At 68.4% G+C, this 25,779-nt stretch carries 28 protein-coding genes; 19 read left to right on the top strand and 9 right to left on the bottom strand.

Features of this window, described 5'->3' with window-relative positions; all coding sequences use genetic code 11:
• Positions 1-206: 206 nt before the first annotated feature.
• Genes GBRO_RS16555 through cofG form a run of 3 tightly spaced genes read left to right on the top strand, consistent with a single transcriptional unit; the run spans position 207 to position 4,151 of the window.
• On the top strand, positions 207-1,325 hold the full coding sequence (locus GBRO_RS16555; RefSeq protein WP_012835045.1) for an FO synthase: 1,119 nt from the start codon (positions 207-209) through the stop codon (positions 1,323-1,325).
• Complete coding sequence (locus GBRO_RS16550) at positions 1,322-2,911, top strand: flavin-containing monooxygenase (protein ID WP_012835044.1); 1,590 nt, start codon at positions 1,322-1,324, stop codon at positions 2,909-2,911. The genes GBRO_RS16555 and GBRO_RS16550 overlap by 4 nt, the downstream gene beginning before the upstream one ends.
• The gene (gene cofG / locus GBRO_RS16545) at positions 2,901-4,151 is read left to right on the top strand and encodes a 7,8-didemethyl-8-hydroxy-5-deazariboflavin synthase CofG (RefSeq protein ID WP_012835043.1); all 1,251 of its coding nucleotides are present in this window, start codon (positions 2,901-2,903) and stop codon (positions 4,149-4,151) included. Before GBRO_RS16550 ends, cofG begins: the two co-directional genes overlap by 11 nt.
• 41 nt (positions 4,152-4,192) lie before the next feature.
• Here the strand turns inward: cofG and GBRO_RS16540 are convergent, their stop codons facing one another.
• Entirely contained in the window at positions 4,193-4,609 is a 417-nt protein-coding gene (locus tag GBRO_RS16540; protein ID WP_012835042.1) for a rhodanese-like domain-containing protein, read from the bottom strand.
• Positions 4,606-5,193 carry a cysteine dioxygenase gene (locus tag GBRO_RS16535; RefSeq protein ID WP_012835041.1) on the bottom strand — a complete coding sequence of 196 codons (588 nt, stop codon included), beginning with the start codon at positions 5,191-5,193 and terminating at the stop codon, positions 4,606-4,608. Before GBRO_RS16535 ends, GBRO_RS16540 begins: the two co-directional genes overlap by 4 nt.
• 444 nt (positions 5,194-5,637) lie before the next feature.
• On the opposite strand from GBRO_RS16535, the gene fdxA reads away from it, so the two are divergent.
• The gene (gene fdxA / locus GBRO_RS16530; RefSeq protein ID WP_041919948.1) at positions 5,638-5,967 is read left to right on the top strand and encodes a ferredoxin; all 330 of its coding nucleotides are present in this window, start codon (positions 5,638-5,640) and stop codon (positions 5,965-5,967) included.
• A 7-nt stretch (positions 5,968-5,974) separates the two neighbouring features.
• Positions 5,975-7,105 carry a succinyldiaminopimelate transaminase gene (dapC, locus tag GBRO_RS16525; protein ID WP_012835039.1) on the top strand — a complete coding sequence of 377 codons (1,131 nt, stop codon included), beginning with the start codon at positions 5,975-5,977 and terminating at the stop codon, positions 7,103-7,105.
• An 80-nt stretch (positions 7,106-7,185) separates the two neighbouring features.
• On the opposite strand, the gene dapD is transcribed toward dapC, so the two are convergent.
• Positions 7,186-8,154, bottom strand: coding sequence for a 2,3,4,5-tetrahydropyridine-2,6-dicarboxylate N-succinyltransferase (dapD, locus tag GBRO_RS16520; RefSeq protein WP_012835038.1), 969 nt, complete (start codon positions 8,152-8,154; stop codon positions 7,186-7,188).
• A gap of 36 nt (positions 8,155-8,190) precedes the next feature.
• Between dapD and GBRO_RS16515 the strand changes: the two genes are divergently transcribed.
• Positions 8,191-8,910, top strand: a complete 720-nt coding sequence (locus GBRO_RS16515) for a helix-turn-helix domain-containing protein (RefSeq protein ID WP_012835037.1) — start codon at positions 8,191-8,193, stop codon at positions 8,908-8,910.
• On the opposite strand, the gene GBRO_RS16510 is transcribed toward GBRO_RS16515, so the two are convergent.
• Entirely contained in the window at positions 8,897-9,310 is a 414-nt protein-coding gene (locus GBRO_RS16510; protein ID WP_012835036.1) for a VOC family protein, read from the bottom strand. The genes GBRO_RS16515 and GBRO_RS16510 overlap by 14 nt on opposite strands.
• A 193-nt stretch (positions 9,311-9,503) precedes the next feature.
• Here GBRO_RS16510 and GBRO_RS16505 point away from each other — a divergent pair, with 193 nt between their 5' ends.
• The 10 genes from GBRO_RS16505 (at position 9,504) to GBRO_RS16465 (ending at position 18,135) form a co-directional block, all read left to right on the top strand.
• Complete coding sequence (locus GBRO_RS16505; RefSeq protein WP_041920612.1) at positions 9,504-10,016, top strand: DM13 domain-containing protein; 513 nt, start codon at positions 9,504-9,506, stop codon at positions 10,014-10,016.
• A 57-nt stretch (positions 10,017-10,073) separates the two neighbouring features.
• Positions 10,074-11,168: a succinyl-diaminopimelate desuccinylase gene (gene dapE, locus GBRO_RS16500; RefSeq protein WP_012835034.1), complete on the top strand. Its 1,095-nt coding sequence runs from the start codon at positions 10,074-10,076 to the stop codon at positions 11,166-11,168.
• A gap of 85 nt (positions 11,169-11,253) precedes the next feature.
• On the top strand, positions 11,254-12,066 hold the full coding sequence (locus tag GBRO_RS16495; RefSeq protein WP_012835033.1) for an LOG family protein: 813 nt from the start codon (positions 11,254-11,256) through the stop codon (positions 12,064-12,066).
• On the top strand, positions 12,063-12,626 hold the full coding sequence (locus GBRO_RS16490; protein WP_012835032.1) for an LOG family protein: 564 nt from the start codon (positions 12,063-12,065) through the stop codon (positions 12,624-12,626). The genes GBRO_RS16495 and GBRO_RS16490 overlap by 4 nt, the downstream gene beginning before the upstream one ends.
• A gap of 60 nt (positions 12,627-12,686) precedes the next feature.
• Positions 12,687-14,465: a long-chain-acyl-CoA synthetase gene (locus GBRO_RS16485; RefSeq protein WP_012835031.1), complete on the top strand. Its 1,779-nt coding sequence runs from the start codon at positions 12,687-12,689 to the stop codon at positions 14,463-14,465.
• Positions 14,466-14,502: 37 nt separating this feature from the next.
• Positions 14,503-15,384 (top strand): dihydropteroate synthase, encoded by an 882-nt coding sequence (gene folP, locus GBRO_RS16480; RefSeq protein WP_012835030.1) that lies wholly within the window; start codon positions 14,503-14,505, stop codon positions 15,382-15,384.
• Positions 15,381-16,460: a glucosyl-3-phosphoglycerate synthase gene (locus GBRO_RS16475; RefSeq protein WP_012835029.1), complete on the top strand. Its 1,080-nt coding sequence runs from the start codon at positions 15,381-15,383 to the stop codon at positions 16,458-16,460. Before folP ends, GBRO_RS16475 begins: the two co-directional genes overlap by 4 nt.
• A gap of 54 nt (positions 16,461-16,514) precedes the next feature.
• Positions 16,515-16,961, top strand: coding sequence for a DivIVA domain-containing protein (locus GBRO_RS25385; RefSeq protein WP_012835028.1), 447 nt, complete (start codon positions 16,515-16,517; stop codon positions 16,959-16,961).
• 64 nt (positions 16,962-17,025) lie between these two features.
• Entirely contained in the window at positions 17,026-17,193 is a 168-nt protein-coding gene (locus GBRO_RS25380) for a DUF3117 domain-containing protein (protein ID WP_004019232.1), read from the top strand.
• A gap of 39 nt (positions 17,194-17,232) precedes the next feature.
• Positions 17,233-18,135, top strand: a complete 903-nt coding sequence (locus GBRO_RS16465; RefSeq protein ID WP_012835027.1) for a putative RNA methyltransferase — start codon at positions 17,233-17,235, stop codon at positions 18,133-18,135.
• A 41-nt stretch (positions 18,136-18,176) separates the two neighbouring features.
• Here GBRO_RS16465 and glgA read toward each other — a convergent pair whose 3' ends face one another.
• Positions 18,177-19,343, bottom strand: coding sequence for a glycogen synthase (glgA, locus tag GBRO_RS16460; RefSeq protein WP_196775874.1), 1,167 nt, complete (start codon positions 19,341-19,343; stop codon positions 18,177-18,179).
• A 121-nt stretch (positions 19,344-19,464) separates the two neighbouring features.
• On the opposite strand from glgA, the gene glgC reads away from it, so the two are divergent.
• On the top strand, positions 19,465-20,679 hold the full coding sequence (gene glgC / locus GBRO_RS16455; protein WP_012835025.1) for a glucose-1-phosphate adenylyltransferase: 1,215 nt from the start codon (positions 19,465-19,467) through the stop codon (positions 20,677-20,679).
• 48 nt (positions 20,680-20,727) lie between these two features.
• Here the strand turns inward: glgC and GBRO_RS16450 are convergent, their stop codons facing one another.
• Genes GBRO_RS16450 through GBRO_RS27090 form a run of 3 tightly spaced genes read right to left on the bottom strand, consistent with a single transcriptional unit; the run spans position 20,728 to position 23,749 of the window.
• Entirely contained in the window at positions 20,728-21,291 is a 564-nt protein-coding gene (locus GBRO_RS16450) for an NUDIX hydrolase (protein WP_012835024.1), read from the bottom strand.
• Positions 21,288-22,664 carry a coenzyme F420-0:L-glutamate ligase gene (locus GBRO_RS16445; protein ID WP_012835023.1) on the bottom strand — a complete coding sequence of 459 codons (1,377 nt, stop codon included), beginning with the start codon at positions 22,662-22,664 and terminating at the stop codon, positions 21,288-21,290. The genes GBRO_RS16450 and GBRO_RS16445 overlap by 4 nt, the downstream gene beginning before the upstream one ends.
• Positions 22,661-23,749, bottom strand: coding sequence for a 2-phospho-L-lactate transferase CofD family protein (locus GBRO_RS27090; RefSeq protein ID WP_012835022.1), 1,089 nt, complete (start codon positions 23,747-23,749; stop codon positions 22,661-22,663). Before GBRO_RS27090 ends, GBRO_RS16445 begins: the two co-directional genes overlap by 4 nt.
• A gap of 605 nt (positions 23,750-24,354) precedes the next feature.
• Between GBRO_RS27090 and GBRO_RS16435 the strand changes: the two genes are divergently transcribed.
• Positions 24,355-24,612: a WhiB family transcriptional regulator gene (locus tag GBRO_RS16435; RefSeq protein ID WP_223375339.1), complete on the top strand. Its 258-nt coding sequence runs from the start codon at positions 24,355-24,357 to the stop codon at positions 24,610-24,612.
• 55 nt (positions 24,613-24,667) lie between these two features.
• On the opposite strand, the gene GBRO_RS16430 is transcribed toward GBRO_RS16435, so the two are convergent.
• Positions 24,668-25,183 (bottom strand): metallopeptidase family protein, encoded by a 516-nt coding sequence (locus GBRO_RS16430; protein WP_041919947.1) that lies wholly within the window; start codon positions 25,181-25,183, stop codon positions 24,668-24,670.
• Positions 25,184-25,267: 84 nt separating this feature from the next.
• On the opposite strand from GBRO_RS16430, the gene GBRO_RS16425 reads away from it, so the two are divergent.
• Entirely contained in the window at positions 25,268-25,777 is a 510-nt protein-coding gene (locus tag GBRO_RS16425; RefSeq protein WP_083775613.1) for a DUF3499 domain-containing protein, read from the top strand.
• Positions 25,778-25,779: the final 2 nt, after the last annotated feature.

Below are 25,779 nucleotides of genomic sequence, written 5' to 3'. Positions count from 1 at the left end.
CGAAAGTCCGTGTGCGTGGGACGGCAGGTGAGATGACCGCACCTGAAATTGAGCCGGCACGCGCAGCAGCGGCCATGCGCATCGACGAACTCAGAACGAACAACACTCCGACAGGCGCCTCCACGCAGCGGGATCGGACACGCGACGGGGCCACCGGACAATACGCCGGTCACATCCCCGGGATTCACTCATCTAGGGTGTTGAGCATGGTGCTGCGTGCGTGGGCTTCGGACATCCGCGCCCCGGTCGACGATGTCCGAAATGCGTTGCGGCGGGCACGTCAGGACCCGTCGGCGCTCGATGACGCGGATGCGATCACGCTCCTCGGTGCCGCCGAGGCCGAGCTCGACGACCTGTGCGATCTCGCCGACACCGTGCGCGCCGAGGTGACCGACGGGCGGAGTCTCACCTTTGTGGTCAACCGCAACTTCGACACCGCGGCGGTCGCCGCCCTCGGAGACGGTCTCGAGGACCTCGTCGTCGAAGCGGTCGACCTCGGTGCCACCGAGATCTGCATGCAGGGCCCGCTCCCGGCCGACGCAGCTCCGGACGGCTACCTGCGCCTCGTCGAACGGATCGCCGCTGAGGGGCCGGATCTGCATCTGCATGCGTACCGTCCCGCCGAGATCCGCGACGGTGCCGCCCGGATGGGAGTGGGTCTGCCGGACTATCTGCGTCGCGCCCGGGCGGCCGGTCTGGGTTCGGTTCCCGGGACGGCCGCGCAGATCCTCGACGACGAGGTCCGCGCCGTTCTCGCCGGCGGCCCCCCGGCGCTGTCGGTGGCGCAGTGGGTCGAATCGATCGAGGCCGCTCACCAGGCGGGATTGTTCTCCACCGCGACGATGTTGTACGGACACGTGGAGACCCCGTCGCAGCAGGTGGCCCATCTGCGCCTGCTCAACCGCATCGCCGAACGGACCCGCGGATTCACCGAACTCATCCTGATGCCGATGCTGCCCGCCAATGCCGGTCCGCATCTGGCCGGTGTCGCCGTGGCCGGACCCGGCGAACGCGAGACCCGCGCCCTGCACGCGGTCGCCCGGCTGATGACTCTCGGGCACATCGATCATCTGCAGGTGGCCTGGACCAAGCTCGACGCCCCGGTGGTGGACCGTGTCCTGCGCGGTGGTGCCGACGACATCGGTGGGCTGCTACTCGACGGTGAGCTGAATCCGGCGGCCGGTGCCGAAGCCGGCCGGGTGCTGACCGTCGACGACGTCGTGGCGATCGCCGACCGCGCGGGACGAACGCCGCGACAGCGGACCACCGGTTACGGTGATCCCGCCGCGGACCGGCTGCTGCAGATTCCGCAGGTCCGACCATGACCGCAGTGCACGTGCAGGCCGCGACCGCGACTCGTCGGCCGCCGGTGGTCGACGTCGCGATCATCGGCGCGGGATTTGCCGGTCTGGGCATGGCGACCCTGCTCGCGCGGCGGGGCCGGGAATCCTTCGTGGTGCTCGAACGTGCCGATGCGGTCGGGGGAACATGGCGCGACAACACCTATCCCGGTATCGCCTGTGACATTCCCGCGCATCTGTACTCGTTCTCGTTCCGGCCGCCGGCCGACTGGCGGTCGGTCTATCCGAGCGGGGCGGAGATCCGGCGTTACCTCGAGCAGACCGTCGACGACGAGGGACTGCGGCCCCACATCCGCTTCGGCGCCGCGCTCTGCGCCGCGAACTGGGATGCGGCAGAGCATGTTTGGGAGATCACCACGACGTCGTCGGGTTGCGGTGACGGCACCGGGGTACCGGGTACGTATGCGATCCGGGCGCGCAGTCTGGTGATGGCGGTCGGCCGGTTGTCCGAGCCGCGGCTGCCCGAGATCGAGGGACTCGGGAGCTTTCCGGGACAGGTCGTGCACACCGCGGAATGGGATGACGCGCTCGAGGTCGAGGGCGCACGGATCGGCGTGGTCGGTACCGGAGCGTCTGCGGTACAGGTCATTCCGCATCTCGCGCGGGTTGCCGAGGAACTCGTCGTCTTCAGTCGCACCCCGCCGTATGTGGTGCCGCGGGACGATCGCCCCTACTCCGACGCCGAGCGTGCCGCGATGCTCGACCCGGATACTGCGAATGCGGTGCGCGAGAACATGCTTCGCGACGCCGATCGAGCCTTCCGGCAGCGCCTCGGACTCCACCCCGACATCGATGAGATCCGCGCCCGGGCGCACACACAACTGCACACCCAGGTGGCGGACCCGCAGCTACGTGCGGCGCTGACCCCCGGCTACGAGATCGGCTGCAAGCGGATCCTGTTGAGCGACGACTTCTATCCGGCGTTGCAACAACCGAACGTCACCTTCGAGCCCAGCGCACTCGCCTCGGTCACCGAGAGCAAGGCCACTGCCCGCAGCGGGCGCCGCTACGATCTCGACATCCTGGTCATGGCAACGGGATTCGAAGCCGCCCGCCCGCCCGCCGCCGGACGTATCGCCGGCCGGGACGGCCATCTGCTGCGCGACCACTGGGCCGACGGCATGGTGTCCTATGCGTCCACCGTCGTCAGCGGATTCCCCAACTTCTTCGTACTCGACGGGCCCAATGCCGCGCTCGGCCACAACTCGGCCATCTACATGATCGAGACCCAACTCCACTATGTGCTCGGCGCGCTCGATCACCTCGACGCCGCCGGCGCGACATGGCTGGAGGTGAGCGCCGACGCCGAGGCGGCCTACACTCGGGAGATCGATGAACGCAGCGCGTCCACGGTCTGGCTGACCGGTTGCGACAGTTGGTATGTCGACCCCCGCAGCGGTCGTCTCACCCTGCTGTGGCCGGGTACCGCGGAGTCGTTCCGCGAACGCAACGGCACCTTCGATCCGGAACCGTTTTCCACCGGGGGTTCCGCGTCGGCGATCGGGTGCCGGCGACGTCGAGTCACGAGGGAGACCCACGATGACGCGTGAACAGATGACCGTGCGTGCCGCTCTCGAGGCGGCGCGTAGCGGGGAACCGATCGGGCTCGACGAGGCGACGGCGCTGCTCTCGTCTTCGGGGTCCGATCTGGTGGAACTGCAAGCGATCGCCGCCGATCTGCGTGACACCGGTCTGGCCGCGGTCGGCCGGGCCGGTCAGATCACCTATTCGCGCAAGGTCTTCATCCCGTTGACCCGGTTGTGCCGCGACCGCTGCCACTACTGCACCTTCGTCACGGTGCCGGGCAAACTGGCGCGCGCCGGTGAGGGCATGTACCTCGAACTCGATCAGGTGGTCGACATCGCCCGCCGGGGTGCGCAACTGGGCTGCAAGGAAGCACTTTTCACTCTGGGGGATCGCCCGGAGGATCGGTGGCGGCAGGCCGGCGACTGGTTGGCGGCGCGCGGGTACTCGTCGACGCTGGAGTACGTGCGGGCCGCCGCGGTGGCCGTCCTCGAGGAAACCGGTCTGCTTCCGCACCTGAACCCCGGCGTGATGAGCGCCGACGAGATGACCCGGCTGCGTCCGGTGGCGCCGTCGATGGGGATGATGCTCGAGACGATGTCGCGCCGGTTGTTCACCGAGAAGGGGCAGCCGCATTACGGCAGCCCCGACAAGGACCCGCTGGTGCGGTTGCAGGTGCTGCGCGATGCCGGCGCGGTGGGTGTCCCGTTCACCACGGGCATCCTGGTGGGCATCGGCGAAAGCCTTGTGGAGCGGGCGGAATCGTTGCTGGCCATCGCCGAGGTGCACCGCGACCACGGGCACGTGCAGGAGGTGATCGTGCAGAACTTCCGCGCCAAGCCCGACACCGCCATGCGCGGTACACCCGACGCCGAGATGAGCGAGTTCCTCGCCACCGTCGCCGTGGCACGCATCGTCCTCGGTGCGGACATGCGCATCCAGGCGCCACCGAATCTGGTGTCGGCAGCGGAGTGTGCCGCACTCATCGCGTCCGGCGTCGACGATTGGGGCGGTGTCTCGCCGCTGACACCCGACCACGTGAATCCCGAACGTCCCTGGCCCAACCTCGACGTGCTGGCCGACATCACCGCCGCGTCGGGTTTCGTTCTCACCGAACGGATCACCGCCCAGCCGCCGTATGTCCTCGCCGGCGATCGGTGGATCGATCCCGCCCTGGCACACCACGTTGCCGCACTGAGTGATCCGACGACAGGTCTGGCCGCCGACACCCGACCGGCGGGCCTGCCCTGGCCCGCGGTCGCCTGACCGGCACGCGACGGCTCCACCCGCAGGGGGATCGACCCGGCTCAATCGGCAGATGCAGTGCCCGGGGTGTCGAGTCTGCTCAGCGCCTGGTACCCACCGATCACGTCGGTGGCGCGATGCAGCCCCAGCTCCTGCAGTGCGGCGGCAGCGAGGCTGGAGGTGTAGCCCTCCGAGCAGAGGATGATCCAGCGGACGTCGTGGTCGACGGCGGCGGGAATGCGCGCATCGCTGGTGGGGTCGCAACGCCACTCGAGCACGTTGCGTTCGATGACGACGGCGCCCGGCGCCGCACCCTCCTCGGTGCGCTGCGCGGCGGGCCGGATGTCGACCAGGATCGCGCCGTCGGCGATCTCGTCGGCCACCTCGCTCGCGGGCAGACGATGGAGCCGGGCGCGCGCGGCGGCCAGCACGTCATCGATGGTCCGCGGCACGGCCGCCACCGAGGTGTGAGCGCTCATTCGGGCTGATCCGTCAGCTCGGTGCGGGTGCGGCGAAGCGCGCCGTCCTCGGTGACGTCGTAGTAGGACATCGCGGTCAGCGGCGGTGAGTACGCGTGCACGCTCAGGGTGACCGGCGACATCTCGGCGTCGGCGGGCGCGGCGTCGGCCGGCGGCGGATTACGCATCACGTCGTGCACCCACCCGAGTGGGAACGCGGCCTGATCGCCCTCGCCGAGAATGCGCACAGCCAGATCATCGCCCGTCCAGTGGTACTCGCGCAGCGAACCCGACAACACGGTGAGGGCGCCGAGCGATCCGGCGTGGTCGTGCAGTTCGGTCGACTCGCCGGGTGTCCAACTGATCAGCCAGACGTCCACGTCGTTGTCGGTGTGGATGCGGGTGGCCCACCGGTGCACCGGGTCCCATTCCGTCGGGAGGAGGGCGTCGTGCATGCCGTCGAGGACGTCGGCGACGCACTGGTCGGTGATGCGCAGGAGGTCGGCGGGCCGGAGCCGGGTGGGTAGATGGCTACGACGCCGGGTGGTGTCGAGGCCGCCGCGCAGAAGACGATCGGACGGCACACGCGAGAGGGTTGAGGTCATCGACGGTTCCTTGGGTGCGATGGGGTCGGGAGGGGGTCGGTGGGCGTCACCGACAACAGTGCGAGCCCGTCGCCGTCGCGATTCCCAGGTCGGCGTGTGCGGTCATGCCTCGACGATGAACCCCCCTGTCGCGCTGGGCCAGGGTTGTCGGCACGCTGATCGCAAAGAGCGCCGACGCCGGCAGCTCGGGCGTGCCGTGTGATCCACGTTACGAAGGCGCTGCATTCGCCCTGGTCGCGACGGGCCGATTTTTCGGAGAGCAGCCCCTGGGCGGATACTGTGGGGTGGCGGACACCATGCACATCGCTCAGAAGGGCCCGTTCGGCTCGGGCGACGTCGATGGCTGTCCGTACTGCGGCGCAATCAGCCCTTGTGTCGCGAGCGGAGCGTCGTCGCGGTGAAGAGCGCGTCGGCCTCCCACGGAGTCTTCCAGCGAAGGAGAGTGTGGTGACGTACATCATCGCCGAGCCTTGTGTCGATGTCATGGACAAGGCTTGTGTCGAGGAGTGCCCGGTCGACTGCATCTACGAGGGCGGGCGCGCCCTCTACATCCAGCCCGACGAATGTGTCGACTGTGGTGCCTGTGAACCGGTGTGTCCGGTCGAGGCGATCTTCTATGAGGATGATGTCCCCGACGAGTGGGAACCGTACGTCAGCGCGAATGCCGACTTCTTCGACGAACTCGGTTCGCCCGGCGGTGCGAGCAAGGTCGGCAAGGTCGACTACGACGCCCCGTTCATCAAGGGTCTGCCGCCGATGAACGAAGAGGACTGACACTCCAGTGAAGGCCGGGGCCGACGTGAAGGCCGGGTTCAGGGGTCGAGTCAGTGCATCCCTGCCCGATTTCCCCTGGGACACGCTCGCCGGGGCCAAGGCCGCGGCAGCCGCCCATCCCGGCGGCATCGTCGACCTCTCGGTCGGGACGCCGGTGGATCCGGTGCCCGCGCTGATCCGGGACGCACTGGCAGCCGGTTCGGGGTTTCCCGGCTATCCGACGACGATCGGCACCGTCGAACTGCGGCGGGCCGCGGCGTCGTCGCTGGCGCGTCGGCATGGTGTGACGGGTCTCGATGAGTCCGGCATCCTCCCGGTGATCGGCACCAAGGAGGCCATCGCCGGGCTGACGTCGCTGCTGGGGATCGGGGCCGGGGACACCGTCGTGATCCCCGAAGTCGCCTATCCGACGTACGAGGTCAGCGCGTTGCTGGCCGGTGCGAACGCGGTGCGTGCCGATTCGACTCTGCAACTCGGACCGTCGGCGCCGGCGCTGATGTTCATCAATTCGCCGTCGAATCCGACGGGCAAGGTGCTAGGCGTCGACCATCTGCGCAAGGTCGTCGGCTGGGCGCGCGAACGCGGCACCGTGCTGGTATCCGATGAGTGCTACCTGGGTCTGTGCTGGGACGACGAGGCGCTCTCCATCCTCGATCCGCGAGTGTGCGATGGGGACCACACGGGCCTGCTGGCCGTGCACTCGTTGTCGAAGATCTCCAACCTCGCGTCCTACCGCGCTGGTTTCCTGGCCGGCGACCCCGAGCTCATCGGTGAACTGCTGGCGGTGCGCAAACACGCCGGGCTGATGGTCCCGTTCCCGGTGCAGACCGCGATGACCGCCGCACTCGACGACGATGCGCATGTCGACGAGCAACGTGAGCGGTACCGCGCTCGGCGGGAGATCCTGCTGGGCGCTGTCACGGCTGCCGGATTCCGCGTCGACGATTCCGAAGCGGGGCTCTATCTGTGGGCAACCCGCGACGAACCCTGCCGGGACACCGTGGCCTGGCTCGCCGAACGCGGCATCCTGGCCGCACCCGGCGACTTCTACGGGCCGGCCGGGGTGCGGCACGTCCGGATGGCGCTCACCGCGACCGACGAACGGATCGCCGCGGCGCGAGACCGCCTGTCGGCCTGAGCGGCCGGCGGGAGAACGCGGTTGCCGTCGAACCAGGTGCCCGCTGACCCGGCAAGCGAGGCAACGGGCAACCGACGAGATCAGTTGTGCTTGTGCAGCATCTCGTTCAACGCGATGCCGTCGCCCTTCCACGGCACCACCTCGACCGCGCCGGTGAGACTGTTGCGGCGGAACAGCAGATTGGACTGGCCGGCGAGTTCGCGGGCCTTGATCGCCGTGCCGTCGGGACCGGTGACCTTGGTGCCCGCGGTCAGGTAGAGGCCTGCCTCTATGACGCAGTCGTCGCCGAGGGGGATGCCGCAGCCCGAGTTGGCGCCGAGCAGACACCGCTTGCCGAGTGCGATGATCTCCTTGCCGCCGCCGGAGAGGGTGCCCATCGTCGACGCGCCGCCACCGACGTCCGAGCCGTCCCCGACGACGACGCCCGCCGAGATGCGGCCCTCGACCATCGACGACCCGAGCGTGCCGGCGTTGAAGTTGACGAATCCCTCGTGCATCACCGTGGTGCCGGCGGCGAGGTGGGCGCCGAGGCGGACACGGTCGGCGTCGCCGATCCGCACCCCACCGGGCAGCACGTAGTCGACCATGCGCGGGAACTTGTCGACCGAGTACACGGTGACCGCCCCGCGGGCGCGCAGCTTGGCCCGCACCGACTCGAAACCGTCCACCGCGCACGGGCCGTGATTGGTCCACACCACATTCGCCAGCAGACCGAACTGGCCTTCGAGGCTGACGCCGTGCGGCTTCACCAGCCGATGGGAGAGCAGATGCAGGCGGAGGTAGACGTCGTAGGCGTCGAGCGGGGCGGCGGACAGGTCGCTGATGGTGGTGCGAACCGCGACGGTCCGCACGCCGCGGGCCTCGTCGACTCCGACCAGGTCACGCAGATGTGCCGGAGTCGAATCCTCGTCGAGGACAACGGTTTCCGCCGATGCGACGGTGTCGAGTTCCGGTGCCGGGAACCAGGTGTCGAGGACGACTCCGGTGTCGGCGGAGCCGCCGTTGGTCACGGTCGCGATACCGGTTGCGATGGCGCCTGTTGTAGTCACGGGTGGTGAGTCTACCGGTGGGGAATACTGGGACCGGTGACGGCAGCGCAACCCGGGGTCCCCTACCGGGAACGCCGCTGCGCCGGACTGCCCGGTGTGGCATGGACGGCATCGCGGCCGGCCGGCGTGACCAGCGTGCTGCCCGATGGGTGCATGGATCTGATCTGGACCGGCCACGATCTGATCATCGCCGGTCCCGACGTCGCACCCAACACGACACACGTCGAGACCGTCTCGACGATGACGGCGGTCCGGTTCGATCCGGGGCAGGGGCCCACGATCCTCGGTGTCCGCGCTGCGGAGTGCCGCGACCTGCGGATCCCGGTTGCCGAGGTCTGGCCGGCCGGCGACGTGCGGCGGCTCACCGACTCACTGCACGAGTCGACTGCACCCGGGACCGAACTCCTGGCCTGGTGTCGCCGACGGCAACGCGAGTCCACCCCCGCCTGGGTCGGTGGGGTCGTCGAGTCGTTGCGCGAGGGAGCGTCGGTGACCGCGGTCGCGCGGCAGGTCGCGATGTCGGAGCGAACGCTGCATCGGCGGGCGCACGAGTACTTCGGGTACGGGCCCAAGACGCTTGCCCGGATTCTGCGGATGCGCGCGGCCCTCGACCGCATCGATCGTTCTCCGCAGGAACGCGACGAGGGCGGATTGAGTGCGATCGCGGCGACGTGCGGTTACGCCGACTACGCCCACATGTACCGAGAGTTTCGGGATCTGACCGGCTGTGCACCAACGGAATTCATGAATCGGTGAGAGAGCAGTAGAAGTCGACGACGTGACCGTCGGGATCGGTGACCGCGGCATAGCGCTGACCCCAGACCGCGTCGAAGGGCGCGAGACTCGACGGGTGTCCGGCGTCGACGAGGGCGTTGTGCACGTCGTCGACGGCTGCCGGCGTGGCGCATTCGAAGGCGAGCGCCATCGTCGAGTGCCCACCCTTCGGGGGCGTCGACCCGGGCATGAACGCTTCGATACTCGCGACGGTGTCGAACATGATGCGGAAGTCGCCGGCGACGACGGTCTCGGCGTGGGGTGCGGCGTCGGCGTCGTCGGCGAAGGTGAGTCCGCAGCGCCGGTAGAAGTCGAGGGCGGCACCCATGTCGGCGACGACGATGGACAGGGCATTGAGGCGAGGCTGCGGCGTGGTGTTCATGGGCGCTGACGTTAGTCGGCCGTTCGGTGCCGCCGCATGAACGTTTCGGACAGATCTGCCTGCGGTCGTCATGTCATGCGTTCGGGCCAATCGGCTGGTCAGTGCGGCCGGTGGACCCTAATCTCGGCGTATGTCCGATTCGTCTCAATCCACGCACCAGGCCACGCCGCGCCGACGACGACGCTGGCCGTGGATCGTCGGCGGACTCGGCGCCGCGCTCGTCATCGCGCTCGCGGTGGGCGCGGTTCTCTTCCAGCCGTGGCTCATCTTCGTCGACAACGAGGTCGACGACGAGATCCCGGTGGCCGCCACCGCACCCGTGACGCCGGGTCAGACTCCACCGGCGGGCCCGGTCCAGCTGTCATCGGGGTCGCTGATCAGTCACGAGCACTCCACCTCCGGTGAGGTCTCGGTGATCGAGAAGCCGGATGGCACAAGGATTCTGGCGATCCGGGAGCTCGATACGACGACTGGTCCCGACGTGCACGTCTGGTTGTCGGACGGAGAGGTCAAGGAGGGAGTCGGTGGCTGGCGAACAGCTGCGAATGCCGACAACGTCGACCTCGGACCCATCAAGGGCAACAAGGGGAATCAGGTCTACGAGATCCCGGCACACGTCGACCTCGCACGATATCCGGCGGTGTTCCTGTGGTGTGTGCGGTTCAGCGTGTCCTTCGGCGCGGCCACGCTGACCCCCACCGCGTGAGACGGGTGCCGGCCGACCACGGTGATCACGGTGACGACCGGCGGCTACGGTGAACGTATGGCAGCAGTCCTCGACCTCACCGCCGATCCCGTTGATCTGACCGCGGCGCTCGTCGACATCGAGAGCGAATCGCGCAACGAGGGACCGATCGCCGACGCCGTCGAATCCGCTTTGCGGGCACAGACATCCGGCTTCGAGGTGATCCGGCACGGCAACCAGGTGCTGGCGCGCACCGATCGGGGCCGGGACCGCCGGGTGATCCTGGCCGGGCATCTCGACACCGTGCCGGTGGCGGGTAACCTCCCGCACCGTCGCACATCCGACGACGCCGAAGGTGACGTCCTGCACGGATGCGGCACCGTCGACATGAAGTCCGGTGATGCCGTTTTCCTGCACCTGGCCGCGACGCTCACCGACCCGGGGCCGGACCTCACACTGATCTTCTACGACTGCGAGGAGATCGCCGCGCAGTACAACGGGCTCGGGTTCATCGAACGCGAGTTGCCGGACTGGCTCGTCGGCGACGTGGCAATCCTCGGCGAGCCGACGGCCGGCCAGATCGAGGCGGGCTGTCAGGGGACGCTGCGGGTCCGGTTGTCGACCGCGGGTACGCGGGCCCATTCGGCACGATCGTGGATGGGCGACAACGCGATCCACAAACTCGGTGCCGTTCTCACCACGCTGGCCGCCTACACCCCGCGTCGGGTCGACATCGACGGATGTGAATACCGCGAGGGACTCTCGGCCGTCGGCCTCGGCGGCGGGGTGGCCGGCAACGTGATCCCCGACGCCGCCCACGTCGACGTCAACTTCCGGTTCGCGCCCGATCGTTCCGAGGAGCAGGCGGTGGCCCATGTGCGGGAGGTCTTCGCCGAGCAGCTCTCGGACGGGGTGACGCTCGAGGTCACCGACTCGGCGGCCGGCGCTCTGCCCGGGCTCGGCCATCCGGCCGCGGCGGCGCTGGTGGCGGCGGCCGACGGTCGATTCCGTGCCAAGTACGGCTGGACCGACGTCGCACGGTTCTCCGCGCGGGGCATCCCGGCGGTCAACCTCGGGCCCGGCGATCCCAACCTGGCCCATCGCGTCGACGAGCGGGTGCCCGTCGACCAGATCCGCGACGTGACCAGCATCCTGCGCGACTATCTGAGCTGAGCCGCAATCCGTCGGTGAACGCGTCCGGCAGCACGGTCGATGGATCGCGACGCCCGGCGGATGGGTGGGCGATAACGTGTGCGCCATGTCCCTCACTGATCCCGAACAGCCCGAGACCGAACTCCCCGAAGACGATGAGACCTGCTACGTCGGGCCGATCCGGGTCCGGCGCGGTCAGCGCGGCAAGACCACCGACCGGCGGCTGCTGGAATGGGTGGATCCCCGCGATTCGACGCTGCGGGCCGAACGCACGATGCGGGACTCGTGGCGGGTCCTGCGCATCCAGTCCGAGTTCGTTGCCGGCTTCGACGCGCTGAGCGACGTCGCCGAGGCGGTCACGGTCTTCGGCTCGGCCCGCACCGCGCCCGACTCCGACGAGTACCGGCTCGGCGTCGAGGTGGGGCGGGCTCTGGGGGAGGCCGGTTATGCCGTGATCACCGGCGGCGGCCCCGGCGCGATGCAGGCCGCCAACGAGGGCGCGCGGCGCGCGGGTGCGCAGTCGATCGGCCTCAACATCGAGCTGCCGTTCGAACAGCATCTGAATCCATGGGTCGATCTCGGGATGAACTTCCGCTACTTCTTCGTACGCAAGACGATGTTCGTCAAGTACGCGCAGGCCTTCGTCTGTCTGCCGGGCGGACTCGGCACCCTGGACGAGATGTTCGAGGCGCTCACCCTCGTCCAGACGAAAAAGGTCGTGCGTTTCCCCATCGTGCTCGTCGGGCGCGACCACTGGGGGCCGCTCGTCGACTGGATGCGCGAGGTCCTGCTGACCAAGCGGATGATCTCGCCCGAGGATCTCGACCTGCTGAGCATCGTCGACGACCCGGCCGAGGTGGTCGAGGTCATCGACGCCACCCGCGAGGGACGCGACAGCAGTGGGACGGTCAAACCGTGAGTGCGGTCTGTGTCTACTGCGCGTCGGGCCCGGTGGACGGGCGTTTTTTGGCACTGGCCGCCGACGTCGGGACCGCACTCGCGCGTGCCGGACATGTCACGGTGTCCGGCGGCGGCAACATCTCGATGATGGGGGCGCTGGCCGAGGCCGCACGGGCCGCCGGGGGCAGGACCGTCGGGATCATCCCGCGTGCCCTGATGGACCGTGAGGTCGCCGACCTCGATGCCGACGAACTCGTCATCACCGAGACGATGCGCGAGCGCAAACGACTGATGGACGAGCGCGCCGACGCCTTCATCACCCTGCCGGGCGGCATCGGCACCCTCGAGGAACTGTTCGAGACCTGGACCGCCGGTTACCTCGGAATGCATGCCAAGCCGGTGGTCCTGCTCGATCCCTTCGATTTCTATGCGCCGCTGCTCACGTGGCTGCGAGACTTGCAGGGGCAGGGTTTCGTGGGGGCACGGGCGCTATCGAGATTGCTCATCACCGAATCGGTGGCGGGCGCCCTCGAACTCATCGCCGACACGCCGTCCGGACCGCTTGCTACTGACCGGTAAGGTGAGCGTCACCAGAGAACAACGCGCGTTGTAACCCAACCTCGGAGAGCGAGACTCGCAATGCCCTCTCACGACACCAAGGCGGTCGTCGGCCTCACAGACCTGGTCAAAGGCGTGGTCAAGATGGCGCCGCAGGCCCATCAGATGATCCGCCACGCGCCGGGACTCATCCGGCGGCCGGCCGACGCCAAGCGCACCATCGGGCGGATCTTCCAGCAACACGCGGCGTCGCATCCGGACCGGCCGTTCGTGCGTTTCGAGGGCAAGACCACCACCTACGGCGAGGCCAACCGGACGGTCAACCGCTACGCGGCGGTGCTCGCCGACAACGGGGTCGGCAAGGGCGACGTGGTCGCGATCCTGTCCAAGAACTGCCCGACCGACCTGTTCCTGATGCTCGCCACCGTCAAACTCGGTGCGATCGCCGGAATGCTGAACTACAACCAGCGCGGCAACGTCATCGAACACAGCATGAAGCTGCTCGGCGCCCGGGTGCTCGTCCACGACCCGGACTGCGCGGAGGCCTTCGAGTCGATCCCGTCGGAGGCACTGCCCGAGCACGTCTTCGACTTCGCGGAGTTCGACGCCGCCGCCGAGGGCAAACCGGAGACCGATCCGGCGGTCACCGAGACCCTACCGGCGGCCACCAAGGCCTTCTACATCTTCACCTCGGGCACCACCGGCCTGCCGAAGGCGTCGGTGATGAGCCACAATCGCTGGCTGGCCAGCCTGTCGGGGATCGGCGGCCTCGCCGTCCGGTTGCGGCAGAGCGACACCATGTACGTCCCGCTGCCGCTCTATCACAACAATGCGCTGTCGGTGTCGTTGTCGTCGGTGCTGGCCGCCGGTGCCTGCATCGCCATCGGCAAGCACTTCTCGGCGTCGAAGTTCTGGGACGACGTCATCCTCAACCGGGCGACCGCGTTCTGCTACATCGGCGAACTGTGCCGCTACCTGCTGGCCCAGCCCGAGAAGCCCACCGACCGCACACACTCGGTGCGGCTGTGCGTGGGCAACGGGATGCGGCCCGATATCTGGGACGAATTCCAGGAACGATTCGGCATCGACCGCATCGTCGAGTTCTACGGGGCCAGTGAACTCAACCTGGTGTTCGTCAACGCCTTCAGTGCCAGCCGGACCGCCGGTTTCTGCCCGCTGCCGTACGCGATCGTCGAATACGACGAGGACGGCGAACCCAAACGCAACGCCGACGGCCGCCTCACCAAGGTCGGCCGGGGCGGCACGGGCCTGCTCATCTCCGGGGTCAACGACCGGGTGCCGGTGGACGGTTACACCGATCCGGAGGAGACCGAGAAGAAGATCATCCGGGACGCCTTCAAGGACGGCGACGAGTGGTTCAACTCCGGTGACCTGGTCCGTGATCAGGGCTTCTCCCACATCGCGTTCGTCGATCGGCTCGGCGACACGTTCCGCTGGAAAGGGGAGAACGTCGCGACCACCGAGGTGGAGGCGGGCCTCGACGGCATCGCCGACATCAGCCAGTCGGTGGTCTTCGGTGTCGAGATCCCCGGCACCGACGGCAAGGCGGGGATGGCCGCGGTCACCGTGCGCGACGGCGCCGATCTCGACGGTAAAGAGCTCGCCGAACACCTCTACGACGTGTTGCCGGACTACGCGGTCCCGCTGTTCATCCGGGTCGTCGAAGAGCTCGAGCAGACCTCGACGTTCAAGAGCCGCAAGGTGGAGCTGCGGGAACAGGGCTACTCCGACACCGGCGACGACCCACTGCTGGTGCTGTGCGGACATTCGAAGGGCTACGTCGACTACTACGATTCCTACGCCGACGACGTGGCCGCGGCCAAAGTGCCCAAGGGCTGAGGACCGGACGGGTCCGCAGCGTCCGTACCCTGGTCGCATGCTCGAGGCCGACTCCGTGAGCCCCACCCTGTGCGGACGTCCGGTGGCGACCGACCGCGCCCTGGTGATGGCGATCGTCAACCGGACACCGGATTCCTTCTACGACCGGGGGGCCAGCTTCGCCGACGACGCGGCGCAGGCCCGCATCGCCCAGGTCGTCGCCGAGGGCGCCGACATCGTCGACATCGGTGGGGTCAAGGCCGGTCCGGGGGAGGAGGTCGACGCCGAGACCGAAGCGGCGCGCGTCGTCCCGATGATCGGGTGGATTCGAGAGTCCTACCCGGACCTGATCATCAGCGTGGACACCTGGCGCGCCGAGGTCGCCGACGCGGCCTGCGCCGCCGGGGCGGACCTCATCAACGACACCTGGGCGGGCGCCGACCCCGGCCTGGTCTCGGTGGCCGCCGCGCGCGGCGCGGGCATCGTGTGCTCGCACACCGGCGGCGCCACCGTCCGCACCCGTCCGCATCGCGTCGGATACGCCGACATCGTCGGCGAGGTCGTCGCCGAACTGGGTGGGGCGGCCGAACGGGCCGCCGAAGCCGGGGTGGCCCGGGACTCGATCGTCATCGATCCGACACACGACTTCGGCAAGAACACCCACCACGGGCTGGCCTTGTTACGCGACGTGAAAGTTCTTGTTAATACCGGCTGGCCGGTGCTGATGGCGCTGAGCAACAAGGACTTTGTGGGGGAGACTCTGGGTGTGGATCTCGATCAACGGCTGGAGGGGACCCTCGCCGCGACCGCTCTGAGCGCCGCCCACGGCGCCCGGATCTTTCGCGTCCACGAGGTCGCCGCCACCCGTCGCGTGGTCGACATGGTTGCTGCCATCGCCGGGATCAGACCTCCCGCCCGAACCGTGAGGGGACTCGCATGACCGAACAGGCACGTCGAACCCGACAGAACCGTCCAGCAGGCAAGGCCGCCCGACCGGCCACCACCCGAACGGCCACCGCCGCCAACAATCGCGACCGGACGGCCATCTGGCCGACCCCGGCGCAGACCGCAACCAGCAAGCAGAGCTGGTCATGCACGCACACCTGGGAACAACCCGACTGGACCATCGCCGAACTCGTCGCCGCCAAGAACGGGCGCACCGTCTCGGTGGTGTTGCCCGCACTGAACGAGGAGGAGACCGTCGCCGACGTCATCGCGACCATCCGGCCGCTGGTCGGCACCCTTGTCGACGAACTGCTGGTGCTCGACTCCGGATCGACCGACGCGACCGCCGAGCTGGCCCACGCGGCCGGTGCCGAGGTGATCTCTCGGGAGGAGGCCGTCCCGGAACTGACCCCGGTCAAGGGCAAGGGCGAGGTCCTGTGGCGGTCCATCGCCGTCACCACCGGCGACATCATCGCTTTCGTGGACTCGGATCTGATCGATCCGGATCCGATGTTCGTGCCAAAGATGCTCGGCCCGCTGCTCATCAACCCGGAGATCCAGTTGGTGAAGGGTTACTACCGCCGTCCCCTGCGCACCGGGGGCACCCAGGACGCCAACGGCGGCGGTCGGGTCACCGAACTCGTCGCACGTCCGCTGCTGGCCTCGCAGAAGCCGGATCTGACCGCCGTGCTGCAGCCACTCGGCGGCGAATATGCGGGCACCCGCGAACTGCTGTCGTCGGTGCCGTTCGCACCCGGCTACGGCGTCGAGATCGGCCTGCTGATCGACACCTACGACCGGTACGGACTCGGCGGCATCGGACAGGTGAATCTCGGTGTGCGCACCCATCGCAACCGGCCGCTGATCGAGCTCGGCGTGATGAGCAGGCAGATCGTGGGCACCCTCATGCGCCGGTGCGGACTCGACGATTCCGGTGTGGGCCTGACCCAGTTCACCGCGGAGCCCGACGGCTCGTTCACCCCGCACACCACCGAGGTCTATCTAGAGGACCGACCGCCGATGAACACCATCCGGCCCGCCGAACTCGACGACACGGAGATGGCTTCCTGACAGCTGCGGCCGGGGCGCACCGTCGCGTCCGGGGCCGTCTGCCAAGATTGACGCATGCAGACGATCTTGCTGTATTTGCTGATCATGGCGGTCGTCGTCGCGGTGGTGTTCGCCGTCGTGTGGTTTGTTTTCGGTCGCGGTGAGGAACTTCCGCCACTCGAGCCCGACGCCACGCTGACGACGCTGCCGTCGTCGGCGGTCACCGGCAATGACGTCCGCGCACTGCGTTTCGCCCAGACCTTTCGCGGATACAAGGCGGCCGAAGTGGATTGGGCGTTGGCCCGGCTGGCCGCCGAGATCGATGATCTGCGTGGGGTTCTCACCGATCTGCATAACCGGCACGAGCGGGCCTGGCCGGCCGGTGAGACGTCCATCGGCGACAGCGATCCGACCAGCACGGCGCCCCCCGGCCACCACGCGCCGCCCGGCCCCGGGGCGGTCTCGGCGTCGCGGCCCGACGGCTCGGAGCAGGTCGGAGGCGCCGACTCGTCGCACTCCTGACGGGTCGAAGGTGCTGGGCACGTATCATGTTCCTGGCAGGGACGTCGTTGAAGGGAGCTTGAGAATGGCGGCAATGAAGCCACGTACTGGGGACGGGCCCCTCGAAGCGGCCAAGGAAGGACGTGGGATCGTTGTCCGGATTCCGATCGAAGGCGGCGGACGGTTGGTCGTGGAGCTGACCGCCGACGAGGCCGCCGCACTCGGGGAGGAACTGCGCGGGGTCACCGGCTGACCTCGCTGCACGTAGGCAGCCCGACCTGCTGGCACGCCGATGACTGAGACGCCGGGTCGGGTGGCGGCCATCGCCGCGGTGATCGACGTACTGCGTTGCCCCGTGTGTGCGGGTTCCTTGGAGATCGTCGGCGGATCGCTACGCTGTTCGGCGGCACACACTTTCGACGTCGCGCGCCAGGGTTATGTGTCGTTGCTCGACGGTCGGTCGGGGACGTTGCGGGCCGACACCGCCGAAATGGTGGCCGCGCGCGATCGGGTCCACCGCGCCGGTGTTCTCGCGAAGGTGGTCGAGACGACCGCGACGCTGGCCGCTGATGCTCTCGTTTCCGCGAACTCGGAACGGCGACCGCTGATCGTCGACGCCGGGGCCGGCGGCGGGCATTATCTACGTGCCGCTCTGACCGCCGCGGCCGATCGTGGTGTCACACCTCGTGGTCTGGGTGTCGACCTGTCCCGGCAGAGCGCTCGCGCGCTCGCCCGCGGTCCGGTCCCGCTCACCGCCGTCGTCGCCGACATCTGGCGCGGTCTGCCGGTGGCCGACGGCAGTGCATCAGTGGTGTTGTCGGTCTTCTCGCCGCGCAACGTCGCCGAGTTCGTCCGCGTGCTCCGCCCCGACGGAGTCCTGATCCTGGTCCGCCCGTTGCCCGCTCACCTCGGAGAGATCGTCGGTCCGATGCGCATGCTGTCGGTCGACGACGCGAAATCCACCCGCGTGCACGCCGCGCTGGCCGATCACGTGCAGATCATCGACGAGCATGAACTCACCCACCAGGTGACCATTCCCGCGTCGACGATCGCCGATCTCGCCGGGATGGGCCCGTCGGCCTTCCACCTCCGGCAGAGCGACTTCGCCGACCTGGCCGCCGAGTTCGCCGGCGACGGTGCGGTGAATGTGACGGTCTCGGTCGCGGTGACCGTGTGCCGACCCACCGTTGCCTGACCTCGCTGGTCGGTACCCCAACCGGTAGAGACCACCGAGGGTCAGCGCAACACGGATTCGTAGACCTCGAGGGTCTGCGCGGCGATGGCCGCCCAGGAGAACTCGCTCTCGGCGCGTTCCCGGCCGGCGATCCCCATCGCCGCGGCCGTCTGCGGATCGGCGACGACGTCGTTGACGGCCTCGGCGAGCCCGCGCTCGAAGCCCTCCGGGTCCACCGGGTCGTAGCGGACCAGCCGGCCGGTCACGTTGTCGCGGACCACTTCCGGGATACCGCCGACCTCCGACGCAACGACCGCGGTACTACAGGCCATTGCCTCCAGGTTCACGATACCCAGCGGTTCGTAGACCGATGGACAGACGAAAACAGTTGCTGCCGAGAGTATTTCGCGAATGCGTGGCAACTGCAGCATCTCTCTGACCCAGAACACGCCGGGCCGCGTGGCCGACAGCGCGGCGACAGCCGCCTCCACCTCCGCACCGATCTCCGGGGTGTCCGGTGCGCCCGCGCACAAGACGAGCTGGATGGCCGGGTCGAAGTGGTGGGCGGCGGCCACGAGATGGGCGACGCCCTTCTGCCGGGTGATGCGTCCGACGAAGGCGACGATCGGTCGCGTCGGGTCGATGCCCAGCGAGACGAGCGCCGATTCCGGGCCGTACGGATCGTCGACGCGATACCAGGCTGTCGTGTCGATTCCGTTGCGCACCACGTGAACACGCTCCGGGTCGAGCCGCGGGTAGGTCTGGCAGACGTCGTTGCGCATCCCCGCGCTGACCGCGATCACCGCGTCCGCGTATTCCACGGCATTGCGCTCCACCCAGCTCGACACCCGGTATCCGCCACCGAGTTGCTCGGCTTTCCACGGGCGCATCGGTTCCAGCGAGTGCGCGGTGAGGACGTGCGGGACGCCGTGGAGTTCGCCGGCGAGGTGTCCGGCCAGTCCGGCGTACCAGGTGTGGGAGTGCACCACGTCGGCTCCCGCGGCGCCGACGGCCATCCGGAGATCGGTGGACAGCGTGGTGATGGCCGCATTGGCGCCGGCCAGGCCCGGATCGGGTTCATAGACAAACGCGGTGTCGCGCGGTGCGCCCATGCAGTGCACGTCCACGGTCGCGAGGTCTCTGAGGTGGCGTACCAATTCGGTCACGTGGACCCCGGCACCGCCGTACACCTCGGGTGGGTATTCGCGTGTCATCATGGCCACCCTCATGCCCACGACGCTAGTGCCCCCGACGCCGGTTCGCCATCGGTGTCACAAAACATGTCGGCACTCGTGACGTGCCTACCGATTCGTCTGGCCTCGGGCATCGATCGCGGTTAAGTTTGACGGTGTGAGATCACAGCCGCACGTGCTCGGAATCGTTCTCGCAGGCGGCGAGGGTAAACGCCTATACCCGTTGACGATGGACCGTGCCAAGCCGGCCGTGCCGTTCGGCGGTACCTACCGCCTGATCGACTTCGTCCTGTCGAATCTGGTGAACGCGGGCTACGAGCGGATTTGCGTGCTGACGCAGTACAAGTCGCACTCACTGGACCGCCACATCTCGCAGACCTGGTGGACATCGGGATTTCACGGCGAGTACATCACCCCGGTTCCCGCGCAGCAGCGGCTCGGTCCGCGCTGGTACACCGGCAGTGCCGACGCGATCTTCCAGTCGATGAACCTCATCAGCGACGAGCAGCCGGAATACATCGTGGTCTTCGGCGCCGACCACGTCTACCGGATGGATCCCTCGCAGATGGTGCAGGCGCACATCGACTCCGGCGCCGACGTCACCGTGGCCGGCATCCGGGTGCCCCGGTCGGAGGCCTTCGCGTTCGGGTGCATCGACTCCGACGAGTCCGGGTTGATCACCCGGTTCCTGGAGAAGCCGGCCGACCCGCCCGGCACCCCGGACGACCCGGACGCGACATTCGCGTCCATGGGCAACTACGTGTTCACCACCGAGGCACTCGTGGACGCGATCCGCGCCGACGCCACCAATCCCGACTCCGATAACGACATGGGCGGAGACATCATCCCTGCCTTCGTGGAGCGCAACGCGGCCTACGTCTACGACTTCAAGGACAACGAGGTACCCGGGGCCACCGAGCGCGACAAGGGGTACTGGCGCGACGTCGGTACGCTCGACGCTTTCTACGACGCACACATGGATCTCGTGTCGGTGCACCCGATCTTCAACCTCTACAACCTGCGCTGGCCGATTCGCGGTGAGACGCACAATCTGCCGCCCGCCAAGTTCGTCCAGGGCGGTATCGCGCAGGATTCGGTGGTGGGTGCCGGGTGCATCGTTTCCGCTGCGACCGTCCGGGATTCGGTGCTGTCGTCCAATGTCCTGATCGAGGACGGCGCCATCGTGGAGGGCAGTGTCCTGATGCCGGGCGCGCGCGTGTGCAAGGGTGCGGTGGTCCGTCACGCGATCCTCGACAAGAACGTCGTGGTCGGGGAGGGCGAACACCTCGGCGTCGACGCCGCTCACGATCGCGAACGGTTCTCCGTCTCGGCCGGCGGTGTGGTCACGGTCGGCAAGGGTATCCGCGTCTGAACTGATGCGTCTGAACTGATGTGTCCGGTGATCGGTGTCAGAGAGCTCTCACGCCCCGACGCCGCGTGCGATCAGCGACGCCATGTCACCGGAGCGTGCCGATTCCGGTAGCGCATCCACCGGCCACCAGCGCAGGTCGACGGACTCGTCGCTACGCATGATGGCCGGCAGTTCTCCGTGGACAGTGGGCGGCGTGACGGCCCGGAAACGGATGTCGAGATGGCGGGTGGGCACGCCCAGCGAGCACGTGATCGGGTGGGTGTGCAGGTGCACTATCGGCCCGGACAGCTCGAGGTCGGCGATTCCGGATTCCTCACGGGCCTCGCGCAGTGCGGCGTCGGCGATGGTGGCGTCCGACGGCTCGCAATGCCCGCCGAGTTGAATCCACGCGCCGACCCGGGGGTGCAGGGTGAGCAGGACATGCTCTCTGGACGCGTCGACGACGATCGTCGACGCGGTGATGTGTCCGGCCTCGCAGCGGCGCAGACACGCGTCGTCGGTAGCCGCCAGGAAAGCCAGGTAGGCATGTCGCAGGGCGTCCTGCTCGGGGTCCGGGGCCGACCAGGACACGAGTGCGTCGACGGTCGAGGCGTGCAGCGACTCCCGGCTCACAGCTCCACCACCCACTCGTCGGTCGGTGCCGCGACTCGCAGTTCGGGTTCGGCTGCCGGGTAGCCGAGTGCGATGGCGCCCAACGGTTCCCAGTCCTCGGCCAGGCCGAGTTCGGACCGCACGGTGGACGCGGCGAAGATGGTCGAGCCGATCCAGCAGCTCCCGATCCCGCGCGCGGCCGACGCGATCAGCAAGCTGGCCACCGCGCCTCCCGCCGCGACGGTGAACATCGTGTGCTCGGCGGCGGTGCGCCGCGCGTCCGGATAGTCGTGTGCGCCGTCGGCGACCAGGAAGGGGATCACCACCTCCGGTGCGTCGTAGAGGATCTGACCACGACGTAGCCTGCGCTCGACGGAATCGGTTGTCTTGCCGTCGGATTCGAGGTCTTCGCGCCACTGGCGGGCCATCGCGTCCAGCAGGCGTCGTCGCCGATCGGCCGATCGCAGCCAGACGAAACGCACCGGATGCGTGTGGTGCGGGGCGGGCGCGGTCAGTGCCTCGCCGAGTGCCGCGCGGATGTCGTCGGCCGGCACCGGCGACGGGTCGAACTCGCGAACCGAGCGGCGGGCGAGCACCGCCTCCCGTCGGCCCTGCGCGATGGCCTCGGCGGTACCCAGACGGAACAGGTCTTCGTCGGCGGGACGGATGAGATCGGCTGCCGTGGTGCCGTTGTCGACCGGATCGAGTCCGCGGACCACCGCGATCGGCACGCCGGCGAGTTTTCCCTTGACCAGGTCGGCGGCAGCCGAGGCCTCGTCGGCGACGGCGATGTCGGTGACCAGCAACGGATTCCCGTGTTCGTCGACGCCGCCGGCGTAGGGATGGGAGACGGCGATGCCGGCGGCCCCGATCGCCACGTCGGTCTGGCCGTTGCGCCAGGCCCGTCCCATCGTGTCGGTGATGATCACCGCGACCTCGACGCCGAGGCGCTCGGCCAGTGCGGCGCGCAGACGCGCGGCACTACCGTCGGGGTCGACGGGCAGCAGGGCCAGTTGGTCGGCCGGCACGTTGGAGCCGTCCACCCCGGCCGCGGCCTGGACGAGTCCGATGCGGTTCTCGGTGATGAGCGTGCGGTTCTTGCGGGCCAGTACGCGTACCGACTCGTCGTCGACGAGTCGCCGGCGCAGCGCGTCGCGCTGTTCGGGGTCGCTCGGGGCGGCGACCATGCGGCCCTCCACCTTGGAGATGATCTTGCTCGTCACCACCAGCACGTCGCCCGAGTCGAGCCATGGTGCGGCGGTGGCGATCTCGTCGGCGAGGTCGGTGTCGACGGTGAACTCCGGCAGGCCGGTCACCGGCCGGATCTCGATGCTCCCCGGCGCCCGGTGATCGGTGCGCAGCCCGTTCGCCGGCGCGGGATCGGTTGCGTTCACAGCGCATCCGTCTCGGGAGTCGGTACGCCGACGAGGGCGCAGGCGGCGCGAACCATCTGTGCCGTCGCGGCCGGATCGGTCATCAGCAGAGGTGCGGCGCCGACCGCGATCCCGTCCACCCGGGCGTGATCGCCCTCGGCGATCAGCCACCCGTCGAGGATCCCGTTCCCGCTGCGCGGACCGTAGTGGCCCGCGATGCCCTCCGCGGATGACTCGACGCCGAGAACCGACAGGCACTCGTCGGCCATGCCGCGCAACGGACGGTTGTCGATCACGGGAGAGACACCGACGACGGGTGCCGGTGTGGTCCGCAGCGCCGCGCGCAGACCGGGCACGCTGACGATGGCACCGATGCTCACCACGGGATTGCTGGGCGCGATGAGCACCACGTCGGCCTCGGCGATCGCTTCGGTGACGCCGGGTGCCGCGGTGGTGTCGTCGGAACCGACCTGCGCGAAACCGAAGGTGGGGATCTGCGCGCGATAACGTACCCACCACTCCTGGAAGTGGATCGCGATGCGGGCCGCCTCATCGCCGGCGTCCGCCGGTGCCGCGGCGTCGGGCGGCGTGTTCTGGTCCCCGCCATCGGCTTTGGTGACGGTGTCGGGTTTGGTGACGATGACGTGGGTCTCGTGCCGGTCGTCGGTGGCCGGTAACAGTCGCACCCCGGGTTGCCAGCGTCGGCAGAGCGCGGCGGTGACGTCGGACAACCGGTAGCCGGCGTCGAGCATCTGGGTGCGCAGCAGATGGGTGGCGAGGTCACGGTCACCGAGGCCGAACCAGTCCGGGTCGGCGCCGTAGGCGGCCAGTTCCTCCTTGGCGTGCCAGGTCTCGCCAACCCGGCCCCATCCGCGTTCCGGGTCGATGCCGCCGCCCAGGGTGTACATGCAGGTGTCGAGATCGGGGCAGATCCGGACACCGTGCATCCACGCGTCGTCGCCGACGTTGACGATCGCGGTGATCTCGTGTGCACCGGCGGCACCGGGATCGTCACCGGCGGGAAAGTGGGTGGGGCCCAGCAATGCACGGACGCCGGCGAGGAATCGGGCACCGCCGACGCCGCCGACAAGAACGGTCACCTTCACACGGCTACTCTACTGAGGGCCCATGCGTGTGATGTTCTCGGTTCACCGACGCGCTCGTCGTGTCGATCCCGCGGATGACGGATTCTGGTGGTATTAAGGAATTTTTCTCCTTCGGCTTGACCGAGACCGCCCCGGGCGTGTGTAATCACATCAGTGTCATTCCGGGTTTGCTATCGAGAACCGCTGACGGGCAACGGTTTATCGCTCGAGTGTTCGAATTCGGCAGGCGCCTTCGCGCTCGGCGTACCGTGGGCCGCGAGCGGAGTCCCGTGGCACGTGGTGAAGATCGACATTGGTGTGGCAGGTGTGATGAGTGCGGCGCTGACATGACGGGGGCCATGGTGCCGCGACGACGAACAACAAGACAGACTACGACTTCCCAGAACCAGGAGGCGCCGACGATGGCTTTGGAAAACCCGATCGGCAATCCCCTTACATCCCACGACCCTTCGGCATCCGGCCCAGACCCGGCTGTCATCGCCGAAGCGGACAATATGTTCAACACCCTTGGGCCGGTGGATGATTCGATGATCGGTGGTACCGCGGTGCGGTCCACGCCGGTCGTCGACGACTCCTGCGAATCATCGCATCGGCGTCATCTCTCGTTGGTGCCCAACGAGTTCGACGATCTCTTCGACGAGGTCGAGGAACAGTGGCAGGAACGCGCGCTGTGTGCGCAGACCGACCCGGAGGCGTTCTTCCCGGAGAAGGGTGGCTCGACCCGCGAGGCCAAGCGCATCTGCCAGGGATGCGAGGTGAAGGCCGAATGCCTGGAGTACGCGCTGCACAACGACGAGCGGTTCGGTATCTGGGGCGGACTGTCCGAGCGGGAACGCCGTCGCCTCAAGCGCGGCATCATCTGACACCATCTGATCCGACACCGGGAATCCCGGCGCCGCAACGGTATCGGCTCGTCGGCTACTCGGGTCCGCGATCGATGGTGTCCTCGTCGACACCGAGATGGGTCGCCACCTGTTGCACGAGAACCTCGTGGACGAGTTCGAGGAGATCCGCGCCGCGCTTGGCGCGACTCTCGAGCGGCCGACGGAACAGGATGATCTGCGCACGGGTCGGCGCCCCGTGGACATCGATCCCGGCCGGCATGAGCCGCGCGAGCGGTACCGCCCCGTCCGCGGTGACCTCGTCTGGCCACTGGACGGTCTCCGGATCGCGGGGGAGCAGCCGGGGGATCTCGTCGACCGCGATGTCGAGACCCGCGATCTGATCGTGCCAACGCGCGTCGATGTCCGCGAACGCCTCGAGCGCCACGGCGTCGAATTCGTCGGATCTGCTGTTCCAGGCCGGGACGGACGGCGGCAGCAGGGGGGCCCGCAATCCGCGACCCCGCCGATCCCGATGGCTCGGCGGCCGACGGCGCGCACTCCGGGCCGAACCGGCACGGCCCCGGGGTGTGGGTGACGGCTCGAATCGCATGCCGTGAGTCTAGTGGTCCGTCTCAGGAATAGGTGGCCGCGTGTCGCCACACCCTTCGGCGTGGTGCCGGGATAATCTCGACACGTGAAGCTTCCCCGACAGTGCTGCAGGCCTGGCTGCGCCAAGTCCGCGGTGGCGACTCTGACCTTCGTGTATGCGGAGTCGACCGCGGTGATCGGGCCGCTGTCCACCGCCGACGAGCCGCATTCGTGGGATCTGTGTGACGAGCATGCGCGCCGCATCACGGTGCCGCGCGGGTGGGAGATGCTCCGCAGTGAGAGCGGGTTCTCGGCTCCGCTTCCCGAAGATCACGAACTGACCGCCCTGGCCGAGGCCGTCCGGGAGGTCGGCGTCGCTGCCGGTGGACGCCGGCCCGGGTATGTCGAACAGGGCTACCCCGATCGCGGATACATCGATCAGGCGGGCTATCCCCGGCGGCGATCCGAACAGTTCGACGGCTTCGAGGACGCACGCCCCGGCCGGCACCGGGCCACCGGCCCGGTCGACGAGTCGTCGCACAGCGGTGCGCGGACCCGGACACCACGACCGGGTCGACGCGGACACCTCCGGGTGCTACCCGATCCCGTCGACTGAGT

The sequence above is a fragment of the Gordonia bronchialis DSM 43247 genome (assembly GCF_000024785.1).
GTDB lineage: Bacteria > Actinomycetota > Actinomycetes > Mycobacteriales > Mycobacteriaceae > Gordonia > Gordonia bronchialis.
The sequence above is the reverse complement of the archived record's forward strand: the minus strand, read 5'-3'. Positions and strand labels throughout refer to the sequence as shown.